Origin of the sequence: Kocuria sp. ZOR0020, assembly GCF_000800955.1 — a bacterium.
Classification (GTDB): Bacteria; Actinomycetota; Actinomycetes; order Actinomycetales; family Micrococcaceae; genus Kocuria; species Kocuria subflava.
On the sequence record NZ_JROX01000054.1, the window covers coordinates 1 to 25,813 of the forward strand.

Here is a 25,813-nt window from a genome sequence, read left to right on the forward strand (position 1 = left end):
GTGGAGGAGCCCAACGCACTGCTGAAAGTCACGGCCCGCCATGACGTTGACGTGGATGAATCCATGCTGCCCTCCACCACGGTGGAGCTGGTGGAGGGTCTGAGCGCCACGCACTTGAGTGGTCTGGGTCAGCTGGATCCCGCCACGGACAAGGCCTATTACGACCACAAGTACGTGCACACGGACGTCCTGGTGATCGGCGCCGGTCCTGCCGGTCTGGCGGCGGCAGCACAAGCCGCAAGCACCGGCGCTCGCGTGCTGGTCATGGATGATCAACCCACGGCCGGTGGGTCCCTGTTGAGCTCGCGTGATGAGCAGATCAACGGTGCTCCCGCCTTGGAATGGGTGCGCCAGACCGTGGCAGATCTTGAACAGCAGCCGGAGGTCACCGTGCTGCCGCGCACCACGGCCATCGGCAGCTATGACTCCAACTACGTGGTTGCCGTGCAACGTCGCACGGACCACCTCCCGGAGGCTCCAGCCGCCGGTGTTTCCCGCGAGCGCATCTGGCACGTACGCGCAGCTCGGGTGGTGTTGGCCACCGGTGCGCACGAACGCCCCCTGGTGTTCTCCAACAATGACCGCCCCGGCATCATGTTGGCCGGTTCCGTGCGCACCTATCTGAATCGCTACGGTGTGGCCGCCGGTGACACGGTGGTTGTGGCCACCACCAACGATTCCGCTTACGTCACGGCAGCCGATCTGGTGGCAGCGGGGGTGACGGTGGCCGCCGTCGTGGATTCCCGGACTGCCCCCGGTGCTGAAGCCGCGCAGCTTGCCGAACGTGCGGGTCTGCGCGTGCTGAGCGCAAGTGCCGTGGTGGACACCTCCGGTGACGGTGAGGGTGGCAGGCTCAGCGGTGTGACGGTCAGCGCCATTGACCACGACGCCGCGCCCACCGGCTCCACCCAGGACATTGCAGCGGATCTGTTGGCCGTCTCCGGCGGTTGGACCCCGGTGGTGCACCTGCACAGCCAGCGTCAGGGCAAGGTGACCTGGGATGAGGACCTGGCCGGGTACGTGCCGACTGCAGCGGTTGACCACCAATTCGTGGCCGGTGCCTGCAACGGAACCTTGGACTTGGCGGGTTGCCTGGCCGAAGGCGCTGACGCTGGCCGGCAGGCCGCTGCCTCCGGGTACCAGGGCAGTGGGGAGAGCTCCCAGGCTGAGCCCGTGCCGCAGGTATCCGAAACCTTCACCGCCATGGCCCCCACTCGTCCTCTGTGGCTGATGGGCTCCCCAGGGGATGGTGAGCAGGACTTTTCCCACCACTTTGTGGATCACCAACGGGACCAGACCGTGGCTGACGTGCTGCGTTCCATTGGCGCCGGGATGCGCTCGGTGGAGCACGTCAAGCGTTACACCTCTATCTCCACAGCCAACGACCAGGGCAAGACCTCCGGGGTGAACACCATTGGTGTGATTGCCGCAGCGCTGAACGATCCCAACGTGGGCGGGGTGGGAACCACCACCTACCGTGCCCCCTACACACCGGTGAGCTTTGCAGCACTGGCGGGGCGGCGTCTGGGGGATCTGTACGATCCCGCTCGCACCACCTCCATCCACTCCTGGCACGTGGAGCACGGTGCACAGTTCGAGGACGTGGGGCAGTGGAAGCGCCCCTGGTACTACCCGCAGGCGGGGGAGGACATGGATGCCGCCGTGCTGCGCGAATGCGCGGCCGTGCGTGAATCCGTGGGCTTCATGGACGTCACCACGTTGGGCAAGATCGAGATCCGTGGTGCTGACGCCGGGGAGTTCCTCAACCGGGTCTACACCAACGCTTTCAAGAAGTTGAAGCCCGGCATGGCCCGCTACGGCGTCATGTGTTCGGCGGACGGCATGGTGTTCGACGACGGCGTCTCCTTGCGCCTCGACGAGGACCGCTACCTGATGACCACCACCACCGGCGGGGCTGCCAAGGTCCTGGAGTGGCTGGAGGAGTGGTCCCAGACCGAATGGCCTGAACTGGATGTGACCATGACCTCCGTGACGGAGCAGTGGGCGGCCGTGGCCGTGGTGGGGCCCAAGTCCAGGGAGGTGGTGGCCCAACTGGTGCCGGATCTGGACATCTCGCAGGAGGCGTTCCCGTTCATGGCCTTCCGGGAAACCGTGTTGGCCAACGGCATCCCGGCGCGTGTCTGCCGCATCTCCTTCTCCGGGGAGCTGGCTTACGAAATCAACGTGCCCACCTGGTACGGCATGGCCGTGTGGGAGGCTGTGGCGGATGCCGGTGCACCGTACGGGATCACCCCGTACGGCACGGAGACCATGCACGTGCTGCGTGCAGAAAAGGCCTTCCCGATTGTTGGTCAGGACACGGACGGCACCGTGACCCCGCAAGATCTGGGCATGGACTGGGTGGTGTCCAAGACCAAGGACTTCATCGGCCGCCGGTCTTATGACCGTCCGCTGGCTCTGGGTGATGATCGCAAACAACTGGTGGCCGTGCTGCCCGTGAACACGGAGATCCGCCTGGAGGAAGGTGCCCAGCTGGTCAACCACGGCACCCCCATCACCCCACAGGACGGACCCGTGCCCATGCAGGGCCACGTGACCTCCAGTTACCGCAGCGCCGCCTTGAACCGCACGTTCGGGCTGGCTCTGGTCAAGAGTGGCCGATCCCGGATCGGGGAAACCTTGCAGGTGCCGCAGGGTGACCAGCTGATCGACGTCGTGTTGGCCGAACCCGTGCTCTACGACCCCGAAGGGAAGCGCCGTGATGGTTGAGCAGACTGGAACCGATCTTGCCGGGCTGCGCCGCAGCCCACTGGCCCACCTGGCTGAGACCTTGGAACAGGTCAGTGCTGGCAGCGACTCCGTGACGGTCCGGGAGATCCCGTTCTTGAACATGGTGGGGATCCGGGTGGATCCCGACTCAGCGGTGGCTTCCACCCTGGCAGGGATCACCGGTGTGGGCTGGCCGAGTGCCCACGGTGAAGTCACAGGAGCCGTCGGAGACAGCGCTGTGCTGTGGTTGTCACCGGATGAGTTCCTGCTGGTCACCGAGGACGCCGTGGAACTCCCACCCGGACTGGACGGAAGCCCGGACGGTGCCCTGCCCACCATCTCCACCCACCCGCTCACCGTGCGGCTGGTGGCAGCCATGGCGGACAGCGGGCAACCCGGTCAGGTGGTGGATCTCTCCGCCAACCGCACCACGTTGGAGATCTCCGGGCCGCATGCGCGGGACGTTCTGGAAAAGGGCTGCCCCATGGATCTGCACCCACGGGCCTTCCCGGTGAACACGGCAGTGTCCACCACGCTCGGACCCGTTCAGGTCATGTTGTGGCGCACCCATGAGGACACCTGGCGGTTGATGCCACGGTCCTCGTTCGCGCACTTTGTGGCCCAGTGGTTGCTGGATGCCATGACCGAGTTCACGGCAACTCCCGTGTCCTGAGCCTGCACTCAGCAGGCTCCACCCATTCATTCACCGTCAGTACGCACCGGGGTCCTTGGGACCCGGATCATCCAGACAAGGAGATCGCCATGGACAACGGGTTGCCCACCCCCACCAGCGACACCGCACCCGCCCAGAACTCCGGGCGCACTGAAGACACCTCCGGGGCGGAACTGGTGCTCACCCTGGACTGCCTTGAGGCATCCGGCATCGTGCACGCCGTGAGCGGGGTACTGCTGGATCACGGGTACACCATCGTGGAGCTCACCCAGTTCGACGACCGCAGGCAGGGGCATTTCTTCATGCGGGTGCACGTGGCGCCGTCGTCCTCGGACGGGGTTGACGTCAAGCACCTGCGGGAGAGCCTGGGGGAGTTGGGTGAGCGGTTCGGCATGGGCTGGGACCTGGTGGAACACGGGGCCAAGCGGCGGGTGCTGGTGATGGTCTCCAAGTTCGGTCACTGCCTCAACGATCTGCTGTTCCGGGCCCGGACCGGGGAACTGCCGGTGGACATTGTGGCCGTGGTGTCCAATCACCGGGACCACCAGCGCCTGGTGGAATGGCACGGAACTCCGTTCTTCCACGTGCCCGTCACCGCAGACACCAAGCCGGAGGCCGAATCCAAGCTGCTGGAACTGGTGGACCGCTTTGAGGTGGATCTGGTGGTGCTGGCCCGTTACATGCAGGTGCTCAGTGACGCCCTGGCCACGCGCATGGAAGGCCGGGTGATCAACATTCACCACTCCTTCCTGCCCAGCTTCAAGGGCGCCAAGCCCTACCACCAGGCCTACGACCGCGGCGTCAAAACCGTGGGGGCCACCGCCCACTACGTCAACGCCGAGTTGGACGAGGGGCCGATCATCGCCCAGCAGGTGGTGGACGTGAACCACGCCTACGGGCCGGAGGACCTGGTGGCAGCCGGGCGGGACACCGAATGCAAGGCGCTCTCCGATGCCGTCAAGTGGCACTGTGAGGGCCGGGTGATCCTACGCGGCAACCGCACCGTGGTGCTGCACTGAGCGGTGCCTGACTTTCCTGCTGGCCTGACCTTCCTGCGGGTCTGACTATCCTGCTGGGATGAGCCGGATTGAGAAGATGGCGTTCGCGGACGTCTACCCGCACTACGTCACCAAGGTTGAAAAGAAGGGCCGCACCACGGCCGAATTGCATCAGGTGATCCAGTGGCTCACCGGGTTCGACGACGCCGACCTTGACCGCCATCTCACGGAGAAGACCACCTTCCCGGCGTTCTTTGACGACGCCCAGTTGCACCCCAACGTGGAGCTGATCACAGGTGTCATCTGCGGGGTCCGAGTGGAGGAGATCCAGGACCCGCTGATGCGCAAGGTCCGCTACCTGGACAAGCTGGTGGATGAACTGGCGCGCGGCAAGGCCATGGAGAAGATCCTGCGCTGAGTCGAACCGAGCACCAAATCATGGGGGACGTACGGATTCCACGCTGAATCCGTACGTCCCCCATGATTACGGCTCAAGGGTCTGTGGCTCTGACCGGTATCCTCAGTCTCCGGCCCGGACGGCACCAGCCGGGCACTGGTTTGGACAGGAAGAGACAACCGTGAGCGAATCCACCACCATCACGCTGCTGAGCACCGGCGGCACCATTGACAAGATCTACTCCCTGGCGGGGGAGCTTAAGATCGGGGACCCGGCTGCGACAGAGATCCTGGAGATCGTGCGGCCCACCGTGCCCGTCACCGTGGATTCGGTGCTGCGCAAGGACAGCCTGGACATTGTGGATGAAGACCGTCAGGTGCTGGTGGAGCGCGTGGACGCACTCACGCAAAACCTGGTGGTGATCACCCACGGCACGGACACCATGACTGACACTGCGGCCTACCTGCAGGCCAACGGCAAGAACCTGGCGGACAAGGTGATTGTGTTCACCGGTGCCATGCAGCCTGCCTCCCTGAAGGTCACGGACTCCCACTTCAACCTGGGGGCTGCCTTTGCGGCTGTTCAACTCTTGGAACCGGGAATCTACCTGGCCATGAGCGGACGGATCTTCCCGGCAGGTACGGTGGTGAAGGACCGCGCTCGCGGGCAGTTCGTTGAAGCCTGACTGCCACTAGATGCCTGGTTGGCGCCAGACGCCTGAGGTTCCAGGCCACGCATGACGCGCCACCAGACGCCTGAACGCACCTGACCCCGCGCTGCAGAACCCGTCCCGGAAAGGACGCCATGACACGGGCCCTGAAAGTGACCATCACCGTGCTGACCGTGGCTGCGGTGGTGGTGCTGGGTGCGGTCACCGTGGGACTCATGACAGGTGGCGGATCCAGCCCCCAGGGCTCGGGGGATGCTCAGATCCTGCGGGAAGACACCCGGACCCTGTCTGACGGGCCGGATGCCGAACTTGTGGAGGTCCTGGATTTCGAATGCGCGGCGTGTGCGGACCTGTACCCCTACATGGAGCAACTGCGTGAGGAGTACGGGGACCAGGTCACCTTTGCCGTGCGCTACCTGCCCATGCACGGAAACTCCTTGGGAGCTGCCCAAGCCGCTGAAGCTGCTGCCGAACAAGGTGAATTCCTGTCCATGTACCAGACCTTGTTCCAGAACCACGGACAGTGGAGTGGCAGCGACTCCTCCCAGAAGGAGACGTTCTTTGACTACGCCCGGGAGCTGGATCTGGACATGGAGCAGTTCCGTGCCGATTACGAGGACCCCGCAACGGTGGAGCGCATTGCCCAGAATCAGTTGGATGCAGAAGCGCTGGGAGTCAGCACCACGCCGTCGTTCTTCCTGGACGGGCAGCGCATCCACCCGGAGACCATGGATGACATGCACGCCTTGATCCAGGAGGCCATTGACAGCTGAAGGATGACGCGATTCGTCCTTCCGCAGGATGTGCGTCACGCCACACCTACTTATGGTTGAACCATGAGTTCACTAGTCACATCTCTTGGTTTGACCGCTGCCAGCGGCGCGTTCACGCTGCTGGATCCGGAGGACTGGCCCGCGGGCGTGCGCACTGCCTACGTAGTGGTCCCGGCTGCAGCCGCCGCCGCATATGTGGCCTGTCAAATGGCCACCTCCCACCGCTCGGAGACCCACGTTGCTTCCCAGGTCTCTCCGGATCCGCAGGGCTCCGCAGGCTCTGTTTCACATCATCACGACGCCGCACCCAGCCCCCGTGCCATCGCACTGGTGGCGGGAGCTGTGGGATTGGGTACGGCGGCTGCTGGTGCGGCATCTTTCCCGATTGATCGAGGCATCAGGAACTTGGTGGCTCGCGCAGGAGCCCGGCATCCGCGGCGGTGGATGGCTGCGGGCGTCGTCGTAGTGTGTTTGGCCCTGGATGCCGTGGAACGCAGGTCCAAGGACACCTGATCCGGGCAGGGGTCACCGCACTCCGCGCATGGCCTTGGTGATGGGACGTGCCAGGATCAGGATGACCACGCCGATGCCAATGGTCACAGCACCCAGGCTGCCGAAATAGAGGGCCTCGTTCTGTGCACTGTAGAACTGGGCCAGCGATCCGGGCAGGGCGGTGCCCAGGGCCACGGACAGGTAGTTCAAGGACACCATCATGACCGGGTAGGCCCGCGGCGCCAGCTTGGTGGACACGGACAATCCCACCGGGGAGAGCAGGAGTTCGCCCATGGTGGCCATGAGCATGATCAGTGCCACCCACATCACGGCCACGGAGGCCACGTTGACCTGACTCAGGAACACCAGGAAGGCAGCGCCCATCAGAATGATGCCCAGGCCGAACTTGGCGGGGGTGGCCGGCTGACGGTTGCCGAGCTTGGTCCACAGGGCCGCAAAGACCGGTGCCAGCAGGATGATGAACGCAGGGTTGAAGGACTGCACCCACGGCACCGGGATCTCCCAGGTGCCCAGCATGCGGTTGAGCCGTTCATCCGAATAAATGGTGATCACGGTGAACTGCTGCTGGAACAGTGCAAAGAACGCAGCCGAACCCACGAACATGGGGATGAAGGCCACCACCCGGGAACGTTCGTCCGAGCTGATCTTCTTGCTGGTCAGAAGCAGCACAAACAGTGCCACGGCGGTGATCACAATGGCCACCACGATCACATCGGCAAGGTTGCCCGGGTGCAACCAGCCCAGCAGCACCGCCACCACAATCGCAGCCAGGGCCACCAGCGCAATGATGATCCACTGTGGGTAGTGGGAGCGTGGCAGCGGGTTGGGATCTGGTGGACGTCACGCGGCAAACGACGACGACTCACCACGTACTGCGTCAGACCCACCGCCATGCCGATGGCAGCCAACGCAAAGCCCACGTGGAAGCCCCACTGCTGCTGGACCCAGCCGGTGAGCAACGGGCCCATCAGGCCGCCGATGTTGGCCTTCAGCCCACCGGAGCCCACTGCAATGAGCAGCAGGCCAGTGGCCAGTCCTGCGTATCCGGGTAGAACGGACAGTGCCACGTGACCGGCCATGATGAGCACGGCATTGGCGAACATGGCGCGTTCCGAACCGATCAGCCGGTCCGCGATCCAGGCACCCAAGATGGTGCACAAGTACACGGTTCCGCCGTAGGCGCCCACAATGCCTGCGGCAACGCTTTGATCCATGCCCAGACCGCCGTCAGTGGTCTGGTAGTACATGTAGAGCATGATGATGCCCTGCATGCCGTAGAAGGAGAACCGCTCCCAGAGCTCCACGGAGAACAGGGAGGCCAGCATCCTGGGTTGTCCCAGGCACTGTTTGGTGGATTCGTGTTGGTGGGTGGTCAAATCCTCGCCGACCGTGATGCTGGAGATGCGTTCAGTTGCCCGGGCGATTCCTGCACCTCCCAAGCCCCCCACCGTGGGGCCAAGGACCCCTGATCAGGCCGTGCGGACCACCATTTTGCCGGTGTTGGCCCCGCGCATCATGTCCAGGAAGGCCTCCACGGTGTTCTCCAGACCGTCCACCACGGTTTCGTCGTAGGTGATCTGGCCGTTGGAGAACCAGGTGCTCATGCGCTGGTTAAACTCAGAGGCCAGGTCCATGTGGTCCCCCAGGGTGAAGCCCCGCAGGGACAGGCCCTGTTTGATGATGTTGGCCATGTTGTCCGGACCGGGCTCGGTCTGCTCCGAGTTGTAGGCGGAGATGGCGCCGCACAGGGCCACACGGCCTTGGCGGTTGAGCACGTCCAGGGCGGCTTCCAGGTGATCCCCGCCCACGTTGTCAAAGTAAACGTCAATGCCCTGCGGTGCCTCCTGTGGCAGCTGAGTGCGCACGGGAGCTGACTTGTAGTTGAAGGCAGCGGTGTATCCGAACCGTTCGGTCAGTACTGCCACCTTTTCGTCAGAGCCTGCGGAACCGATCACGCGGTCAGCACCCAGCAGGCGGGCGATCTGACCGGCGGTGCTGCCCACTGCGCCTGCGGCACCGGAGATGAACACGGTGTCACCTTCTGCCACCGGCGCGATCCGGGTCAGCCCCACATAGGCGGTCAGCCCGGTCATGCCCAGCACGCCCAGGTAGGCGGAGAGCGGGACGCCGGGGATCTCCTGGACGATCCGGAACCCGGCGGCCTCTTCCTGGACCACGTCCCGCCAGCCGTACTGGTGCAGGACCACGGAGTCCACGGGCACCTCGGAAGCGGTGGATTCCACCACGCGCCCCACGGCACCACCAGTCATGGTTGCCCCGAGCTCAAAGGGCGGGATGTAGCTCTTGGTGTCGTTCATCCGCCCGCGCATGTACGGGTCCACGGAAATGAACTCATTGACCACACGAACATGCCCCATGGGCAGCTCCCCGTAGCTGACCTCCACGGTGCGGAAGTCCTCCGGTGTGGGCCACCCGGTGGGACGGTTGACCAGTTGAATCTGATGGCTGATGACGTTGGACATGAGTGAAGCCTTTCAGGTCACGCGGGGTTCGGGTCAAGGGGGTGGGTTCACCGCATCAGGTGAGCCGCACGACGACGCCGCGCCCACGCGCCGTCGTCGTGTTGTTCAGGCGCAGGTCACAGGAGAAGGCCGATCACCAGTGCCAGGATGCCCAAGGCGGGCAGGGTGAGCTGCTTGAGTGCGGCGGAGGTCTTGGTGCGGTCGGAGAGCAGCAGCGCCAGGCCTGCAGCCACCATGGATCCGGCGCCCACCAGGACCAGGGTGGCGCCCACGGCGTGCCAACCGGCGATCCAGAAGATCAGGCCCAAGAAGATCTCGATGGCCAGGAACAGGTTGTAGAAACCCTGGTTGAAGGCCAGGCCCTTGGTGGACTCGGCGAGTTCCGGGGAGCTCAGACCAAAGACCTTGCGGGCGGCCGGGCCGGTCCAGGCGATGGACTCCAGGTAGAAGATGTAGACGTGGATCAGGGCGGCCAAGGTGGCCAGGATCAGGCCGAGGGTGATCATGGTGCTGCTTTCGTCACAGAGGGGAACACATTATTTTGAACTGCTCGGTTCAATATATGCTGATCTCACCCATCAGCAAGCCCTTGTGACGGAAAGTGAGGCCAAGATCATGGGACGTCACCGAGGTTTTGACCAACGTGCGGTGGTCACAGCAGCACGGCAGCTCTTCTGGGAACGCGGATATGAAGGGGCCTCCCTGCCGGAGCTGGAGGCCGTCACGGGACTGAACCGCTCCAGCCTCTACAACACCTTTGGCAGCAAACGTGGACTGTTTGACGCCGCCGTGGAGAGTTACCTGGTAGAGGTGGTCCGGCCGCGGTTGGCGGTGCTGATGCAAGACCCCGTGCCGCCGGGTGCGGTCACCTCCTACGTCCAGAACCTACGCACGGCACTGCTGGACGCCCAGTCCATGTCCGCACGCAATGGCTGCTTGCTGATCAACACCGCCGGGTCCACGCTGGGACATGACAAAGTCACACAAGCCACCGTGGACGCCTACCGGCAGGAATTGCTGACAGGTGTGACCCGTGGGGTGGCGGCCCACCGGCCGGATCTGACCCAAGGGGAAGTTGAGCGCCGCGCTCAGGCCTGCGTGGGGCAGATCGTGGCCGCGCTGGCTCTGGCCAGGATCAACGCGGAAGCTGCAGGGCGCAGCCTGGACACTGCCCTGGAACTGCTCAACACCTGAGCTTGCAACAAATGTGCTGTCAAGGGAGTTGCCGCGTGAGAAACCTCCCGGGCGGCACCTCTTCCCACGTGTGATTCACATCTGTAAAGTGCGGGGCTGGTCATCGCTTCCCCAGCATGTTTGAGGACTCGACATCAGCACGCACATCACTTCCACAGCACCCACCGGTCTGCCTCAGGACCCACCTGTGCCCGGCTCCGCCGCCCCGGCGCCCGTTGCGGGTTCCACGGCCGGGCGCGCGGGATCTCCTGCATCCCGGCGTCCAGAGATCCAGGGGCTGCGCGGGCTGGCAGTGCTGCTGGTGGTGGCCTTTCACCTCTGGGGCAGCGGCGTCTCCGGCGGCGTGGACGTCTTTTTCGTGGTCTCCGCCTACCTGCTGACCCTCTCCTTCGCCCGCAAAGTGGAGACCGGCACACCGCTGCGTTTGCTGCACTACTGGTCCCGGACCTTTGTGCGGCTGCTGCTGCCGGTGGGGGTTGTGTTGCTCAGTGTGCTGGGTCTGGCCCTCGCCTTCTATCCGCGCTCGCGGTGGGAGAGCTTGTGGGAACAGCTCCTTGCTGCCGCCACCTACCGACTGAACTGGAACCTGGCCAGTCACTCCGTGGACTACTACGCAGGCGGAGGAGTCACGTCCAGCCCCGTTCAACACATGTGGTCCTTGGCGGTGCAAGGGCAGATCTTTGTGCTCTTCCCGGTCCTGATTGCCTTGGCTGCACTGATAGCCAAGGTCTGCAGACTGCGGTTTCGCACCGTGGCCATTGGTGTTTTCGGCCTGGTGTTTGCTCTGTCCCTGGCTGCCTCCGTGTTCACCACTCACGTGAATCCCGCACCAGCCTATTTCGACACCCGCCTGCGCCTCTGGGAGTTCGCCCTGGGTGCCCTGGCTGCACTGCTCATCACCGGGCCCATTCCCCGCACGGTGGCTTTGTGGCTGGGGTGGGGCGGCGTCGTCGCTGTGGTGGCCACGGGTTTTGTGGCCGGGCCGGGGGCGCTGTTCCCGGGGTGGATCGCGTTGGTTCCCACGCTGGGTGCCGTGCTGATTCTGGTGGTCAAGGACCACGGTGGCCGGCGCGGAGTGCACGGCGCGTTGCGTGCGCCGTGGCTGACCTGGGTGGGGGACCGGTCCTACGGGATCTACCTGTGGCACTGGCCCCTGATGATCACGTATCTGCTGCGCACCGGGCAGGACACCGTACCGGTGAGTGTGGGGCTGGGGATCATTGCCGCCTCCATCCTGTTGTCCCTGGCCACAGAGCAGATGGTCACCTACGTGACCCGGCCACGGTCGGCCAAGCAACGCGCTTCCACCCGGCGGGAGCTGGTCCGGTTGGTGGCGATCGTGGGCGTGGTGGCGCTGCCGGTCACCGCAGCCCAGGCCTGGACGGACAATCGCGCCCGCACCCAGGCCATGTACGAACGCAATGACCAGAACTATCCCGGCGCCGCCATTGCTGCCGGGACCTACGACGACGCCGATCTCCCCGGTCTTGAGCCGATTCCCATGTGGTCGGAGGTGGATGCCGAATGGGGCAACCCCGGACCCAAGTGCACGGAGGACCAGTTGCCCAAGGGCTTTGAGGACTCCGGCGAGTGTTACGTCTATGAACCCACCGCGGATGCGGCGGCTGATGGAGCGGATGCGGTGACTGCACCGGTTGAGCCTGAGCGCACCGTGGTGATGCTGGGGGACTCCCACGCCAAACAGCTCTCCGAACCCATGAAGGTGATTGCCGACCGCAACAACTGGCGGGTGGTCAGCTACCTCTACCCCGCATGCCGCTACGCGGGGGAGAATCCGGACTACACGCATGAATGCAACGCGTTCAACAACTCCGCACGGGAAGCTGTCCTTGAGCTGAAGCCGGATGCCGTGATTGCGCAGGGGACGCGTTCCCTGGCGGACGGTGACCGTGAGGAAGTGGTGGCCCACTGGAACCAGGGTGTCCAGCCGTTCAAGGACGCAGGGATTGCCGTGGTCAGCGTTCGGGACAACCCGCGCTGGGAGCGGGACATGTACGAATGCGTGGATCTCTACGGGGAGAACAGTCCGCTGTGCTCCGACTCCGTGGAAGATGCCCTGGGTGGATCTGACGTGGTGGACGAGTTCCATCACCAGAATCCAGAGGTTCCGTTGGTGGATCTGACCGATCTCTACTGCCCGGATGACCGCTGCGGTCCTGTGGTGGGCAACGTGATGGTCTACCGGGACCTGGACCACATCACCAAGACCTTCGGTATGACCACAGCACCGGTGCTTGAAGAACGGTTGAAGGAAGTCCTCCACTGGTGAACACAGCCGTATGTATGCGGCATCGTGGTCTGACATGGCCTTTTCGTGACGCTTCATGACGTTAATGCGACGTCGTGCGCGGTTGCTGACGTGGGCTGAACAGGGGTGGATGCTGGTGGAAGCCGTCCCTATTTAGGGGGCGGGTCTCCCCGCGATGTGCGGGTCAGGATGTGCCGATCTCCCCTGAAACCCGCCGTCAGAGCGCGAATCAACCGATGTCACCCACCGGCAATGCCCTCACAGAGGCGGTCAATGCCGCGGATGCCACAGCTGCGGTGATCTGACACGATTTCATGCAACGGCTCAGCGCCATGCTTGAAGTCCTCCCGGTGGCTTCACCATCGGTTGGCATTCCATGACTGAGCCTCGACGTGCCGAGCATCGGGGGGTGCCGGCGCGGCGCATGGCTCGCCGAATCTGGGGAGAGACGGCGGGTTGACGGGGTTGGGATCGGTCGGGGGGCTGATCCCAACCCCTACGCCATGCTTGGACCGCGTTTTTCTCACCGCCGTGGGTGTTGTCCACAGGGGCTGAATTCTTGGTTGTGTTGTCCGTGGCTCTTGCCAGACTGTTCGCATGGCTGCCTCGGACAACACCCCCGCCACCTCCGGTCTTCATCAACAGGCCGTGGACCTGCTGCACGCCCTGACAGGGCGCGCAGATGCGCACTTCCACCCGGGCCAGTTCGAGGCGATTGAGGCGCTGGTGGAGAACAGTCGCCGCGCCCTGGTGGTGCAGCGCACCGGTTGGGGCAAGTCCGCCGTGTACTTCATTGCCTCCCTGTTGTTGCGCGCCCGTGGCCGTGGGCCCACGCTGATTGTGTCTCCTCTGCTGGCACTCATGCGGGACCAAGTGGCAGCCGCCTCCCGGGCAGGTGTCTGCGCAGCGTCCATCAGCTCGGCCAACGCCACCGAATGGTCTCAGGTCCTTGGACAGCTGGACCGGGATGAAGTGGATGTTCTGCTGATCTCCCCGGAACGCTTGAACAACGCTCGCTTCCGTGAAGAACAGTTGCCGCAGCTGGTGAATCGCATGGGGTTGTTGGTGGTTGACGAGGCCCACTGCATCTCTGACTGGGGGCATGATTTCCGCCCGGATTACCGCCGCATCAAGGACCTGATCCGCCAGCTGCCTCCCACCGTGCCGGTGCTGGCCACCACGGCAACGGCCAATCAGCGTGTGGTTCACGATGTCCAGGAGCAGTTGGGAGTTGGGCTGGTGGAGAGCGGGCGAGAGCCCGTGATGACCTTGCGGGGTCCCCTGGCCCGGGCATCCCTGCGCCTGGGGGTGCTGCGCTTGCCGTCCAACACGGTGCGGTTGGCTTGGTTGTTGGAGCACCTGGGCTCCTTGGAGGGCTCAGGGATTGTGTATGCACTGACCATCAGCGCGGCGGAGGATACCGCCCATGCCCTGCGGGAAGCCGGATACAACGTGGAGGCCTACACCGGACGCACGGATCCGGCAGACCGGGAGCGCTTGGAATCCGCGTTGAAGGACAACCAAGTCAAGGCCCTGGTGGCCACCTCCGCTCTGGGCATGGGTTTTGACAAACCGGACCTGGGCTTTGTGGTGCACATGGGGGCGCCCTCATCACCTGTGGCGTACTACCAGCAGGTGGGACGCGCCGGACGTGCCACGGAGCGCGCGGACGTGCTGCTGTTGCCGGGCATGGAGGACCGTGAAATCTGGGAGTACTTTGCCACTGCCTCCATGCCCACGGAGGCCAAAGCTCGGGCCGTGCTACGGGAACTGGGTGAAGCGCAGGCGCCCTTGAGTGTTGGGGCGCTGGAGGCGCGTGTGGACATCAAACGCTCGCCGCTGAACATGTTGCTGCGGGTTCTGGCGGTCGAGGGCGCCGTTGAGCAGGTTCAGGGTGGTTGGCAGGTCACCGGTGCGGCCTGGCATTACGACGCCCCCCGGTATCAGCGGATTCATCAGGCCCGGATCAACGAGCAGAACGCCATGCTGGATTACGAAAACAAGTCCACGTGCCGCATGCAGATGCTGGTGGAACAGCTGGATGACCCCCAAGCCGCCCCTTGCGGGCGCTGCGACAACTGCGCGGGAGCCTGGTATCCCACCCACGTCAGCCAGCAGGCGGCGGAGAACGCCACCGCCACCCTCAAGCGTGTTAGTGTGGAAATAGATCCACGGGCGCAGTGGCCGGTTGGGCTGCAGCGGCTGGGGGTGCCACTCAAGGGCAACATTGCCCCGGGCGAACGGGCTGCGGCGGGCCGGGCGGTTGCGCGACTCACGGATCTTGGGTGGGGCAACCGGCTGCGAGAGATTTTCCACACGGACGCCCAGGGTGCGCCCGTGGATCAACCCGTGGACCAGGAGCTCGGACGGGCCTGCGTGGAAGTCCTGGCCCAATGGGCTCACGACGGCTGGAGTGGTGCCGGGCGACCGGCGGGGATCGTGTCCATGCCCTCCGTCCACCGCCCGCAACTGGTGCAATCCCTGGCCATGGGATTGGCCGGTGCGGGGCGGCTGCCCTATCTGGGTGAGCTGGCCTTGGCGCCCGGACATCCCGGTGGTGCCGGAGGCAACGGGGCTTACCAGTTGGCCTCCGTGTGGCAGAAGTTCCAGATCACTCCACAGTTGCAGACAGCCTTGGACAACATGAACGGCGCACCTGTGCTGCTGGTGGATGACTTGGTGGACAGCCGATGGTCCCTGACGGTGGCCGCCCGTGAACTACGGTTGGCCGGCGCCGCCGCCGTCCTGCCATTTGTACTGGCTTCCCGGGGGTGAGTTTTTGACCGGGATCATGGGCTCCGACTACCATGATTCATGCTGTTCACCCGGATTGACTTTGGTCTCATCCTTGAACAGCGGGGAGACGTGCCAGAGCGGCCGAATGGACTTCACTGCTAATGAAGGGCCCGGCGAAAGTTGGGCCGGGGGTTCAAATCCCCCCGTCTCCGCAGTATCCCGCCTTGTCGGAGGTGGTGGAACGGCCCCGGTGTTGACACCGGGGCCGTTTTCGTTGACACGAGGCCTACGATTCATGGCATGGCCAGCATCCGACGACGCCCGCGCAAGGACGGGAGTGTGGTGTGGGCAGTGCTGTGGCGTGATGCCGACACCGGGCGTCAGACCTCCCGGGCGCTACCCACCGAGGCGGATGCCCGAGAGCTGCGAGGCTTCCTGAATGCCAACGAGCAGAGCTTTTCCTTGGCAGCCCAAGCCGCTTCCAAGCTACGGTCCACCGCGCCCACCGTGGCCGAAATCATCGCCCTGCACATCAACATGCTCACAGCCGTAGGGCCAGACACCCGCGCCAAGTACGAACGCGTGGCTGCCAGGCACATCACCCCCGCGCTGGGCAGCATCCCTGTAGACACGCTCACCCGTCACGACGTTGCCCAGTGGATGAACTCCCTGCAGGTGTCTGCCAAGACGAAGAAGAACACTCACTCCATTCTCAGCGCGGCCCTCAATAGTGCGGTCCGAGACGGCATCATCCCCGCCAACGTCTCCAAGGGCATCGCACCGTCCGGTATCAGGGCCACGCGGGAGCCCGTTTTCTGCACCGCAGGCGAGGCCACGATAATCACCAACGCCACACCGGATTGGCACCAGCCATTCGTGGACACGCTCTTCAACTCCGGTGCCCGGTTCAGCGAAGCAACCGCCTGCGAAGTCCGAGACCTCACAATCACCGACCACAGCGGCTCCCCGCGGGCCACCATGTCCATCGTCAAAGCATGGAAAGACACACCAGAGGGCTGGGTCATCGGCCCACCGAAAACACGCCGCGGGCGTAGGACCGTCGCACTACCTGGACACACCAGCGCACTCCTGGACCAGATGATCCGCGAGCGCGACCTCAAGCCCCGTGACCTGCTCTTCACTGATCCCAAAGGGCGGGCTCTGCGTAACCGGGACTTTCACCGTCTTGCCTGGCAGCCGACCTTGGATGCTGTGGAGGACCAGCTACGGGCGCGACCGAGGATTCACGATCTACGGCATACCCATGCGTTGTGGCTCATCGCTGCTGGTGTGCCCCTGACTGTCATCCAGCGGCGCCTGGGGCACGAATCGATCCAGACAACGAGCGACCTCTACGGTCACTTGGCCGACGACGCGGACGCTGCTGCAGCCGCAGCACTCGACTGACACAATCCGGATCCTCCGTCGTCGGGCTGACGAGGTTTCATATACTGCCCAGTAGCTGACCAGCAGCACGTCCCCCACTCCACACTCCCCGAAAGGTCCCCGCCATGAGCACCCCCTACCCTCCTCAGCCTCAGAAGAAGCCCCGCAACCCCTGGAAAATTGGTTGCCTCGCACTCGTAGCACTGGCCGTGCTTTTCCTGGGCGGATGCGGTGTCATCCTCGGCATCGCTGCCATGTCCGGCAACGACAACACCAGCGGTGGCACCACGCAAGAAGCGCCGGCCACCGGCGACGGCGAAACCGCTGAAACCACCGGCACGCCCGTCGCCGTTGATGACGGAGACACAGTCCTGCTGGAAGCCACCACCACAAGCTCCACAGCCAGCGTCCACTACGGCCCGTTGGGCACATCCAGCACCGCCGACATCACCGGCGACTGGTCCCACGAAATCACCGAACCCGGTGACGAGACCTACAGCGTCTCCGTTCAAGACATGTCCATGGATGACAGCGCGGAAGTGACCTGCAAGGTCACCGTCAACGGTGAAGTCGTCGAAGAAAAGACCGCCACCGGTTCCGCAGCCATCGCCATCTGCACCCAGCCCCTCTTCTGAGCCCAGACACGACGAAAAGCGCCCCACCCAGTTAAGAGTGGGGCGCTTCTCATAGGGTCACCGGTCAGTGGTGTCCTCGGTGGTTGTGTCGAGTTCGGGGTGTCCGAGCTGCGCCCACACACCGCCAGTATCCGCGGGCTCCGCACTGGTGCCCGGTTCGTCATCGGTTACGGGTTCAGCTACGGGCTCCTCACCAGCAAACGGGGCGTACTCCACAGGGCCGGTCGCCTGGACCGCCGCCAGACGCTCCGCGATCAGCTGCACCTGCTCCACTGCTGCTGCGGCGTAGGCCGGGTCGCCCTGGGCCGTGGGAGACATCTTGCCGCCAATCAATGCGCCCACGGCGGAGAGCAGCGTGACCACGGCGCCGGTGCCGTCACCGGTGTGGAACTCGAACAGGCCGACGACGACGAACTGGCCGAGCTGGCCCGCAAACACAACGTGTTCGCCCGCACCAGCCCGGAGCACAAACTGCGTCTGGTCAAGGCCCTGCAGTCCCGCGGGGAAGTGGTGGCCATGACCGGTGACGGGGTGAACGACGCCCCCGCCCTACGCCGCGCGGATGAGGGTGTGGCCATGGGCATCAAGGGCACGGAGGTCACCAAGGAGTCCGCGGAGGCGGTGCTGGGGGACGACAACTTCTCCACCATCGAGACCGCGGTGGAAGAAGGTCGGCGGATCTACGACAACCTGTGCAAAGCGATCGTGTTCCTGCTGCCCACCAACGGTGCGCAGTCCTTGGTGATCCTCTTTGCCATGTTCCTGGGTTGGACCCTGCCGTTGACACCCCTGCAGATCCTGTGGGTCAACATGGTCACCGGCGTGACCCTGGCGTTCGCGTTCGCATTCGAGCCTGCTGAGGACGGCATCGTGAACCGCAAACCGGCCGCGGCCAAGGAGTCCATTGTCCGGTTGCGTCACGCGATTCAGATTGCGGTGGCCTCCGTAGTGATCAGAGGTGCCACCATGGGGGTTTTCTACTGGCCTTTGGAACCTCCGACCTTCAGCTCAACGAAATCCTGATCACCGCCGCCACCGGTGTGGTCATCTTCCTGGTGATCGAACTGGCCAAGCTGGTGATCTACGGAGGGGGCCGCAAGCTCACACCAGCGTCCCGGTGACCGCCCTCCACAGGAACTCGGTGGACAGCGCGTGCGAGCGGGCGGCCTGTTTGTTGTCGCCCGCTCCGGCGTGACCACCCTCCAGGGTTTCGTGGAACCAGACGTTGCGGTGCCCCTGCTCCTGCATCAGCGCAGCCATCTTGCGGGCCTGGACGGGGCCCACGCGGTCATCGCTGGTGGCGGTCCAGAACAGCACGGGCGGGTAGTCGGCACCCGCTTCCACCAGGTGATACGGGGAGAAGGTGCGGATGAACTCCCACTGCGCGGGGTCCTCCGGGTCCCCGTACTCGGCGATCCAGGAGGTCCCGGCGGACAGCTTGGTGTAACGGCGCATGTCCAACAGCGGGACCCCGCAGGAAATGGCACCGAACAGATCCGGGTGGCTCACCAACATGTTGCCCACCAGCAGCCCGCCGTTGGAGCCACCGGAGCAGGCCAATGACGCCGGGGTGGAGACCCCGCGGTCATGGAGGTCCTGGGCCACGGCCGCAAAGTCCTCGTAAGCGCGATGCCGCTTGTCCTGCAACGCCGCCCGGTGCCACTGCGGGCCGAACTCCCCGCCGCCGCGGATGTTGGCCACCACGTAGATCCCTGTGCGGTGGGTGGCCACGGGGCCGTCGTCGTTGTTGTTGGTGAAGGTTCGGGTGAGCCAGGAGCGGCCGGTGACCCCGGAGTAGGCGGGGGTGCGGGAGACCTCAAAACCGCCGTAGCCGGAGAGCAGCACCGGGTTGCGGCCATCCAGCACCAGATCGCGCGGCCCCACCTGGTAGTACGGAACGCGCGTGCCGTCCGCGGAGGTGGCCCAGTGCTGCTGAACGCTCAGTGAATGCGCATCAAAGAACGACGGCGCCTGCTTGAGGACCCGCGGTTGCGAGCCTTCGGCAGAACCGACCGACAGGGTGGCGCGCATGACGGTGGTGGGGGAGAGGAAACCGGAGGTGGAGACCCAGACGTCGTTGCCGTGCTCGGGGTCTTCGTCGTCCACGGCCCACACGGAGGTGGACTGGTGCTGCAACTGTGTGCCGAAGTCTTCGGTGCTCCAGGTGCCCGGGGTGACCACTCGCGTGGCCGAGGAAACGTTGTGCAGCAGGCGCAGGATCAGGCGGTCGGCCGTCCAGGACCAGCCCTGCAAACTGGTGTGGGGATCCGGCTCGAACACCACCTCAAGATCCGTGTTTCCGTTCTGAAAAGCCTCCAACTCGGCAGCCAACAGCGTGCCCGGCGCGTGGGTTTGCCCGTTGTGTTGCCACGGTTCCTGCGGGCGGAATAGCACCCACTGTTTGTGGATGTCCACCTCAACGGACTCCGGGACCCGGACAGGGACCGGGGTGCCCTCAGGATCCAGGACGTAGGTCACGGAGCGGAAGAAATCGATCACGTCCAGGGCCAGGGTGCGCTCGAACCCGGGGGTGTGATCACGCCCGGCCCACGCCTGAATGTGGTGGTGGGGGACGTCAAAAACCACCGGTGACTCCTCCACAGAAGACCCACGGGTGACCTGGCGAACTTGAGCGGGGTAGGAGGATGCCGTCAGGGAGCCGGGGCCGGTTTCCGTGGCCACCAGGAGGGTGTCGGCATCCACCCAGGAGGCCGAGGTCTTGGCCACCGGAAGGTCGAACCCGCCGTCCTGGGGTGCCACAAAAGCGCGATCCACCAGGTCGAACTCCCGGACACGGCGGGCATCCCCACCATCCGGGGTCATGGAGATCAAGGCACGGCGCCAGTGCCCGTCCGTGTACTGCGGGCGCAGCAAACGGGAACCGGCCCAGACCCAGGGCGTGCCTTCCCGCGCGGAGAGCTCGTCCAGGTCCAGTAGCACGTCCCACTGGGGGTCGTCACTGATCCAGGAATCCCAGGTGGTCCGGCGGAAGATGCCGCGGGGGTGGTCGGCATCGCGCCAGAAGTTGTAGTAGAACTCGCCCTGTTTGGAGACCATGGGGATCTTGTCCGTGGAATCCATGACCTCCAGGGCATCAGCCTCCAATTTCTCCAAGGCGGGGGTCACCAGCAGGTCTTCCGTGCGGATGTTCTGATCATGGACCCAGTCCATGGCGCGGGAATCGTGAATGGCCTCCAGCCACAGGAAGTTGTCCTGGGGCTCGCAGGGTTCGGTGTTGGGCTGGCCGGACTGAATGGGTGGACTGGGCTGGCTGCCATGGCCGGGCTGGGTGAGATGGCTGGGCTGGGTGAGATGGCCGGGCTGCTGGTCCTGGGAGTGGGCGCTCATGGTCCGAGCGTAGGCGCAGCGTGCCGTGGTCCGTGCCGAACTATCCTGGATGCCATGACCAACCCGCCCCACACCGCTGTGCTTCCCCCTGCTCGTTCGTCCTCTGACCTGGGTTCCCATGCCTTGAGTGATGACGCGCTCGCCGGTGGTGAACCCCGGGAGGCAACGGGTGTGCCCCGCGTGGTGATCATCGGCGCCGGTCCGCGGGGGCTTTCCGCCGTGGAACGTCTGGTGGCGCATGCTGCGGCTTCCGGCAGGCGCGTGCGGATTGATCTGGTGGATCCCTTCTCACCGGGTCCGGGGCATGTGTGGCGGGTCAACCAGTCACCCCGTTACCTCATGAACACCCCCAGCCTGTTCCCCACGGTCATTGCCGACTGCGGCGTCCTGGCCGTTGATCCACTGGATGCCTTGCGGGGCATGAGCTTTGATGCGTGGCGCAGCCTTGCGGGGGCCGGTTCCTTGGATGATCCGGCTCTGACGTCTGAAGACCGCGTGGTCTTGGCCGGCATGGGTCCCACCGATTTCCCGCCGCGGCGCGTGTACGGGCTGTACCTGGACTGGGTGTTCCGGACCCTTCAAGCCGGACTGCCTTCAGGCGTTGAGCTGACCGTGCACCGTGATGAAGCGGTGAGTGCCCGCGTTGTGGAGGACAGCACAACTCCGTTTGCCGTGGAGATCTCCGGGCAACAGGAACTCCCCGCGGACCACGTGGTCTTGGCGCTGGGGCATCTGGATGCGCACCTGCGCCGAGATCAAAAGGCTCTGGTGGACGGCGCTGCTGAACATGGTCTGAACTATCGACCTCCGGCAGTTCCGGCTGATGTCCGTTGGGATGAACTGCCGGCGGGTCAGACGGTGTTGGTGCGGGGCATGGGACTGAATTTCCACGATGTCATCACGGAACTGACCGAAGGCCGCGGGGGAGAGTTTGTTCAAGGGCCGGATGATCGATTGGTCTACAAACCCTGCGGACAGGAACCCTTTGTGGTGGTGGGCTCCCGCCGCGGCACGCCCTACCGGGCCAAAGCGGAGATCTCCGGGTATTACGCCCAATCCCTGGACCACCGGTTCCTCACACGGGAGGCCGTGGTTTCCCTGGTGTCCGGTCCGGATTTGGTGTTCAACCGGGACATCCTGCCGTTGGTGCGCAAGGATGCCACCCGCACGTATTTCCGCACTCTGGCCCGCGTCCGTCCGGAGGTGTTCGACCGTCCGGCACAGCAGTTCCTGGATGACTTGGATGCTGCGCTGGGCGTTCACGCCGGCACGGCTGTTGGATTGACCCCTGGTACTGAGCGGGACGTTGCCCCGTGGGACGTGCAGGTGGAGCGGCTGGTCAACCAGGCGGTTGTCTACCAGAACCGGTTGAACATCACGTGGCAGTCCTACCCGTTCCTGGATCAGAAGTTCGGCTCCCATGAGGAGTACGCGGCAGCCCTGGTGCACTGGTTGGACAGGGATGCCGCAGGCTCTGCCGCTGGGGAGGACGACCCCGCCAAGGTGGCGTTCTCCTCCTTGAACTGGTCCCGGACCTTGATCAAACAAGTGGTGGCCGAGCGTGGTCTGCAGGACGAGTCCTGGTATGAGGAACTCATGCGCAGCTTCTCACCGCTGGTGGAAGGCCTTGCCTCCGGCCCCCCTGCGCTGCGCATCCGCCAGCTGGCAGCCCTGGCACGCGCCGGAGTGGTCCGGTTCTTGGGGCCCAACCCGGTGTTCCGGGTGGACGCGGAGCGTGGATGTTTTGAGGCCAGTTCCCCCTGGGTGGCTGATGACCCGTTCCGCGCGGACTGGCTGATCGAGGCCATGTCCCCGCCCAATGAGGTCCGCCGAAACATTTCCCCGCTGCTAACTGCCATGCACGACAACGGTTTGGTCCGCGCCAAGTCCCTGCACATCGATGACGGTGCAGCCCATGTCCCCGGCCCCGGCTTGGATGTCACCGCAGCGCCCTATCGGGCTGTGGGTACGGACGGGCAGGCCCGGGACATCTGGGTCCTGGGGCTGCAGTTGGCTTCTACGCAATGGGGAACTTCGATTGCCGCGGAAGCTCACGCCCCGGCAGAACTGGGGGCCCGCACCTTGGCGGATGCCGACCGCATGGCTGCTGAGGTTCTGAGCTGAACCCGCTCCTGCGCTGACCAACCAGGTTTTGCCCGCACCAACCTTATGTATGCGTGGAGACAGCCCTCTCAGGGGCCCGTCTCCACGCATACATAAGGTTGGTGCCAGCTACCGGCTTGCCGATCAGCGTCGTGGGCCCGTGGTGACACCCCAGCGCTCACGGACATGGTCCGGGACCTTGCCTTGTCCTGGGTGGGAGGCGGGCGGTCCCTGGTGGTTGGGCCTGGATGACGTCGGTTCCGGAGTCGGAGCCGGATCGGTGGGTTCGGTCGGCTCTGGTGTGGGTTCCGTCGGCCCCGGCGTGGGCTCGGAACCGGTGGCGAAGCCCACCAGCGCCGGATTGTGGTCGGAGGCCCGGAACTGGTCAGGGGCAAACAGGTTCACCACGTTGTAGTTCTGCCGGGAGTACTCCATGCCGATGGATTCGTGGGCGTTGATCTCCCAGATGTCCGAGCCCGTCACGGCCTGTACCGCAGCAGGGGAGGCCACCACGTGGTCCAGCGATCCCGCCATGCCGTCAAAGGCGTAGGAGTACTGGCCCTCCGGGGAGATGTTCACAAACCCGGAGTCGTAGAGCGCCTGCATGGGGTCCTCGAACGTGTAGGAGTTGAAGTCGCCCACCAGGAACAGCTTGTCCGTCCCCGCTTGATCGGCAAACCCTTGAGCGAACTCCAACATGGCCCGTGACTGCCGGGTTCGATCCCCGTTCCAGGCGCCTTGCCCGGTGTCCACGTTGTCCCCGGTGGCGGATGAGTCCGAGCCCTTGGACTTGAAGTGGTTCACCACCACCACAAAATCCTCAGAAGCACTGCCACCGGCTGGGCGGAAGGTCTGGGCCAACGGCTCACGGGCGTTGGAGAAATTGACTTGATCGTCCAGAATCGCGGATTCGCCCACAGTCTCCACTCGGGCGGGCTGGTAGATGAACGCCGTGCGGATGACGTCCTCATCAGCAGGCACGTGGGCCGGTGACGGCACGTGGGCCCACTTGTCCGATTCGGCGTCAGCGTTGAGGGCATCCACCAGTGAGGACAAGGCAGCATCCCGGTCCTGCCCGAACTTGGCGGAGTTCTCGATCTCCTCCAGGGACACCACACCGGCGTCCAGGCCGTTGATGGCGGAGACCAGTTTGTCCTGCTGGGCCTGGAAGGAGTCCTGGTCATAGGCGCCACGGACGTTGCAGTTGCGGGTGGTCAGGGGGTTTCCGCTGCGGTCGTTGTAGGAACCGCAACCAGCCTCGGACTCGCCCAACGTGGTGAAGTAGTTGAGCACGTTGAAGGTGCCCAGCTGGACGTCTCCGCCCACCTCGGCCGGTGCCGCGTATTCGGAACGGTCGTTCTGGAACACCACCGGCACGGCATCGGCTGTGTCTCCGGTGACCTGCTGAAGTGGCTGGAGCCGCCATTCGTTGTGGCCGTAGCCGAGCACAACAGGCTGATCGAACGTCACGGAGGAGCCCATACGCACTGGATTCTCCAGGCTCAGATACGGCAGGGGCTGATTGCCGTAGGTCCCCAGATTGCCGTAGTTCCAGGTGGAGCCGTCATCCAGAATCACCTTGCGCGCCGCGTTGTCTGCAGCAACCGCCTCAGCTTCCGCAGAGCCCGGTGCCGCCACGTCAGTGGGTGTGCGCAGGACGTCATCGCCTGTGGCCAGACCGATTTCTCCGTAGGTGTTCAGCCCGTAATTGTTGGTGACCGTGAAGGTCCCGATGGGCTGCAGCAGCATGCCTTCCAGGGCTTCCCGCTCAGTGTCGGAGGTCGGCCAGGCGACGTCGGCAGGTTTCACGGCTTCCGCAGGGTCGCTCAACACCGTGACACCTGCAGGTTGTACGGAGATCTGCGTCTGCCCAAAGTACTCCTGCGCCGTGCCCGTCAGTTCCACGTGGTCGCCCAACTGCACCGAGTTCACAGCATTGGGTGCGTACACGAACACGCCGTCGGAGGCCGTGTGGTCCTCGCCCAGGTCACCGCCGGTTCCCTCGGTCTGCACCTGGAAGCCGTTGAGGCCACCGGTGGCGTAGACCGCCGTGACCACGCCGCGGGTGCGCACGGTCTGGTTGAGGTACGGCGTGGTGTCCCCGGTGCCCTGGATCTGTGCGATGCTCAGCAGCTCACCGGGCTGGGTGGTCGGCTCAGCAGTGGGTTCGGCACTCGGCTCCGACGACGGCGATGCCGTGGGGGAACCACTCGGTTCCGGAACTTGGGCGTCGTCAACACCTGATTGCGGTGTGACCTGGTCAGACAGCGTGAAATCCGCAGCGTTGTTGTCCGTGTCCACACCGTCGGTGCGGTTCAAGGACCGCGCATCCGCGTTGGAGGTGGGGGCAGGTGCCGCCGCAGTTTCAAAGGTGTTGGTGGTGCCGTATCCCAAAAGGTCCACCACGTCGTCGTTGCCGGTGACGGAGCCTGTGGGGAGGGTCAGGGCCGTTGCGGTCTCGGAGAGCACAAAGGTGCCACGGGTACCGGCCGGGTTCAACCGGTTCCCGGCGTCCAGGTCGGCCTGGGGCAGGGGCTGGCCCGTGGTGCCATTGGATCCGCCGGCCACCAAATAGTGTTCTCCGGGCTGGATGCTCCCGGAGAGGGCGACCAGGTTGTTGGAGGCAGCCGTGCCGGTGGCGGAACGGTACTGCAGGCTCCACCCCGTCAGGTCCACCGGTGAATCCGTGGGGTTGTAGAGCTCCACGAACTTGTGGGTGTAGGCGGCACTGGTGGATCCGCCGTTGACGTAGGCCTCGTTGATCACAACGTGGCCGTCCGTACCAGTTGCAGTGTCCTGCGGGGCTGCCACCACGGGGGTGGTGAAGGCCAGGGCGGCAGGGACGGCCATCAGGGTGGCTGCGGGCAGGGTCCAGTAGTGCTTGGAGTTGTTCACGGTGTTTCCT

21 protein-coding genes and 1 tRNA gene are annotated in these 25,813 nt (G+C 64.6%); 15 read left to right on the top strand and 7 right to left on the bottom strand.

Going from position 1 to position 25,813, the window contains the following annotated elements:
• From L979_RS03835 to L979_RS03865, 7 genes are all read left to right on the top strand, one after another.
• On the top strand, nucleotides 1-2,730 hold a 2,730-nt coding region (locus tag L979_RS03835; protein ID WP_047689443.1), incomplete at its 5' end, for a sarcosine oxidase subunit alpha family protein.
• On the top strand, nucleotides 2,723-3,403 hold the full coding sequence (locus L979_RS03840) for a sarcosine oxidase subunit gamma (RefSeq protein WP_047689479.1): 681 nt from the start codon (nucleotides 2,723-2,725) through the stop codon (nucleotides 3,401-3,403). The genes L979_RS03835 and L979_RS03840, both read left to right, overlap by 8 nt.
• 89 nt (nucleotides 3,404-3,492) lie before the next feature.
• Nucleotides 3,493-4,422, top strand: coding sequence for a formyltetrahydrofolate deformylase (purU, locus tag L979_RS03845; protein WP_081993728.1), 930 nt, complete (start codon nucleotides 3,493-3,495; stop codon nucleotides 4,420-4,422).
• 58 nt (nucleotides 4,423-4,480) lie between these two features.
• Nucleotides 4,481-4,819 carry a DUF2200 domain-containing protein gene (locus L979_RS03850; RefSeq protein ID WP_047689446.1) on the top strand — a complete coding sequence of 113 codons (339 nt, stop codon included), beginning with the start codon at nucleotides 4,481-4,483 and terminating at the stop codon, nucleotides 4,817-4,819.
• Nucleotides 4,820-4,979: 160 nt separating this feature from the next.
• On the top strand, nucleotides 4,980-5,483 hold the full coding sequence (locus L979_RS03855; protein WP_047689448.1) for an asparaginase domain-containing protein: 504 nt from the start codon (nucleotides 4,980-4,982) through the stop codon (nucleotides 5,481-5,483).
• 119 nt (nucleotides 5,484-5,602) lie between these two features.
• A complete protein-coding gene (locus L979_RS03860) occupies nucleotides 5,603-6,241 on the top strand; it encodes a thioredoxin domain-containing protein (RefSeq protein WP_047689450.1) in 639 nt (212 codons plus the stop codon).
• A 63-nt stretch (nucleotides 6,242-6,304) separates the two neighbouring features.
• Nucleotides 6,305-6,754: a hypothetical protein gene (locus L979_RS03865; RefSeq protein WP_156125374.1), complete on the top strand. Its 450-nt coding sequence runs from the start codon at nucleotides 6,305-6,307 to the stop codon at nucleotides 6,752-6,754.
• A 12-nt stretch (nucleotides 6,755-6,766) separates the two neighbouring features.
• On the opposite strand, the gene L979_RS17050 is transcribed toward L979_RS03865, so the two are convergent.
• The 4 genes from L979_RS17050 to L979_RS03880 all read right to left on the bottom strand — a co-directional run bounded on the left by L979_RS17050 (nucleotide 6,767) and on the right by L979_RS03880 (nucleotide 9,743).
• The gene (locus L979_RS17050) at nucleotides 6,767-7,531 is read right to left on the bottom strand and encodes a peptide MFS transporter (protein ID WP_369792966.1); all 765 of its coding nucleotides are present in this window, start codon (nucleotides 7,529-7,531) and stop codon (nucleotides 6,767-6,769) included.
• Complete coding sequence (locus L979_RS17055; protein WP_369792967.1) at nucleotides 7,462-8,193, bottom strand: oligopeptide:H+ symporter; 732 nt, start codon at nucleotides 8,191-8,193, stop codon at nucleotides 7,462-7,464. Before L979_RS17055 ends, L979_RS17050 begins: the two co-directional genes overlap by 70 nt.
• A gap of 30 nt (nucleotides 8,194-8,223) precedes the next feature.
• Entirely contained in the window at nucleotides 8,224-9,237 is a 1,014-nt protein-coding gene (locus L979_RS03875) for an NADP-dependent oxidoreductase (RefSeq protein ID WP_047689454.1), read from the bottom strand.
• A gap of 116 nt (nucleotides 9,238-9,353) precedes the next feature.
• On the bottom strand, nucleotides 9,354-9,743 hold the full coding sequence (locus L979_RS03880) for a DUF1304 domain-containing protein (RefSeq protein ID WP_047689457.1): 390 nt from the start codon (nucleotides 9,741-9,743) through the stop codon (nucleotides 9,354-9,356).
• Between the two features lie 109 nt (nucleotides 9,744-9,852).
• Here L979_RS03880 and L979_RS03885 point away from each other — a divergent pair, with 109 nt between their 5' ends.
• From L979_RS03885 to L979_RS14360, 6 genes are all read left to right on the top strand, one after another.
• Complete coding sequence (locus tag L979_RS03885) at nucleotides 9,853-10,431, top strand: TetR/AcrR family transcriptional regulator (protein WP_047689484.1); 579 nt, start codon at nucleotides 9,853-9,855, stop codon at nucleotides 10,429-10,431.
• A gap of 187 nt (nucleotides 10,432-10,618) precedes the next feature.
• The gene (locus L979_RS03890) at nucleotides 10,619-12,721 is read left to right on the top strand and encodes an acyltransferase family protein (RefSeq protein WP_052209447.1); all 2,103 of its coding nucleotides are present in this window, start codon (nucleotides 10,619-10,621) and stop codon (nucleotides 12,719-12,721) included.
• A gap of 576 nt (nucleotides 12,722-13,297) precedes the next feature.
• Nucleotides 13,298-15,475: an ATP-dependent DNA helicase RecQ gene (locus L979_RS03895; RefSeq protein WP_047689459.1), complete on the top strand. Its 2,178-nt coding sequence runs from the start codon at nucleotides 13,298-13,300 to the stop codon at nucleotides 15,473-15,475.
• Between the two features lie 84 nt (nucleotides 15,476-15,559).
• Nucleotides 15,560-15,648, top strand: a tRNA-Ser gene (locus tag L979_RS03900).
• Nucleotides 15,649-15,736: 88 nt separating this feature from the next.
• The gene (locus L979_RS03905; protein WP_081993734.1) at nucleotides 15,737-16,843 is read left to right on the top strand and encodes a site-specific integrase; all 1,107 of its coding nucleotides are present in this window, start codon (nucleotides 15,737-15,739) and stop codon (nucleotides 16,841-16,843) included.
• A 104-nt stretch (nucleotides 16,844-16,947) separates the two neighbouring features.
• Nucleotides 16,948-17,457, top strand: a complete 510-nt coding sequence (locus tag L979_RS14360; protein ID WP_156125376.1) for a hypothetical protein — start codon at nucleotides 16,948-16,950, stop codon at nucleotides 17,455-17,457.
• 57 nt (nucleotides 17,458-17,514) lie between these two features.
• Here L979_RS14360 and L979_RS16640 read toward each other — a convergent pair whose 3' ends face one another.
• On the bottom strand, nucleotides 17,515-17,895 hold the full coding sequence (locus L979_RS16640; RefSeq protein WP_231559382.1) for a hypothetical protein: 381 nt from the start codon (nucleotides 17,893-17,895) through the stop codon (nucleotides 17,515-17,517).
• Between L979_RS16640 and L979_RS16645 the strand changes: the two genes are divergently transcribed.
• The gene (locus L979_RS16645) at nucleotides 17,842-18,480 is read left to right on the top strand and encodes an HAD-IC family P-type ATPase (RefSeq protein ID WP_047689464.1); all 639 of its coding nucleotides are present in this window, start codon (nucleotides 17,842-17,844) and stop codon (nucleotides 18,478-18,480) included. The two genes, L979_RS16640 and L979_RS16645, sit on opposite strands and share 54 nt — an antisense overlap.
• Nucleotides 18,481-18,558: 78 nt before the next feature.
• Here the strand turns inward: L979_RS16645 and L979_RS03925 are convergent, their stop codons facing one another.
• Nucleotides 18,559-20,805, bottom strand: a complete 2,247-nt coding sequence (locus L979_RS03925; RefSeq protein ID WP_081993738.1) for a prolyl oligopeptidase family protein — start codon at nucleotides 20,803-20,805, stop codon at nucleotides 18,559-18,561.
• A 54-nt stretch (nucleotides 20,806-20,859) separates the two neighbouring features.
• Here L979_RS03925 and L979_RS03930 point away from each other — a divergent pair, with 54 nt between their 5' ends.
• The gene (locus L979_RS03930; protein WP_081993739.1) at nucleotides 20,860-22,929 is read left to right on the top strand and encodes an FAD/NAD(P)-binding domain-containing protein; all 2,070 of its coding nucleotides are present in this window, start codon (nucleotides 20,860-20,862) and stop codon (nucleotides 22,927-22,929) included.
• Nucleotides 22,930-23,052: 123 nt separating this feature from the next.
• Here the strand turns inward: L979_RS03930 and L979_RS03935 are convergent, their stop codons facing one another.
• Entirely contained in the window at nucleotides 23,053-25,803 is a 2,751-nt protein-coding gene (locus L979_RS03935; protein WP_052209450.1) for an ExeM/NucH family extracellular endonuclease, read from the bottom strand.
• Nucleotides 25,804-25,813: the final 10 nt, after the last annotated feature.

Coding starts and splice junctions, on each gene's coding strand:
- L979_RS03840 (WP_047689479.1), top strand. CDS start 2,723: ATGGTTGAGCAGACTGGAACCGATCTTGCCGGGCTGCGCCGCAGCCCA.
- purU (WP_081993728.1), top strand. CDS start 3,493: ATGGACAACGGGTTGCCCACCCCCACCAGCGACACCGCACCCGCCCAG.
- L979_RS03850 (WP_047689446.1), top strand. CDS start 4,481: ATGAGCCGGATTGAGAAGATGGCGTTCGCGGACGTCTACCCGCACTAC.
- L979_RS03860 (WP_047689450.1), top strand. CDS start 5,603: ATGACACGGGCCCTGAAAGTGACCATCACCGTGCTGACCGTGGCTGCG.
- L979_RS03865 (WP_156125374.1), top strand. CDS start 6,305: ATGAGTTCACTAGTCACATCTCTTGGTTTGACCGCTGCCAGCGGCGCG.
- L979_RS03875 (WP_047689454.1), bottom strand. CDS start 9,237: ATGTCCAACGTCATCAGCCATCAGATTCAACTGGTCAACCGTCCCACC.
- L979_RS03880 (WP_047689457.1), bottom strand. CDS start 9,743: ATGATCACCCTCGGCCTGATCCTGGCCACCTTGGCCGCCCTGATCCAC.
- L979_RS03885 (WP_047689484.1), top strand. CDS start 9,853: ATGGGACGTCACCGAGGTTTTGACCAACGTGCGGTGGTCACAGCAGCA.
- L979_RS03895 (WP_047689459.1), top strand. CDS start 13,298: ATGGCTGCCTCGGACAACACCCCCGCCACCTCCGGTCTTCATCAACAG.
- L979_RS03905 (WP_081993734.1), top strand. CDS start 15,737: ATGGCCAGCATCCGACGACGCCCGCGCAAGGACGGGAGTGTGGTGTGG.
- L979_RS14360 (WP_156125376.1), top strand. CDS start 16,948: ATGAGCACCCCCTACCCTCCTCAGCCTCAGAAGAAGCCCCGCAACCCC.
- L979_RS03925 (WP_081993738.1), bottom strand. CDS start 20,805: ATGAGCGCCCACTCCCAGGACCAGCAGCCCGGCCATCTCACCCAGCCC.
- L979_RS03930 (WP_081993739.1), top strand. CDS start 20,860: ATGACCAACCCGCCCCACACCGCTGTGCTTCCCCCTGCTCGTTCGTCC.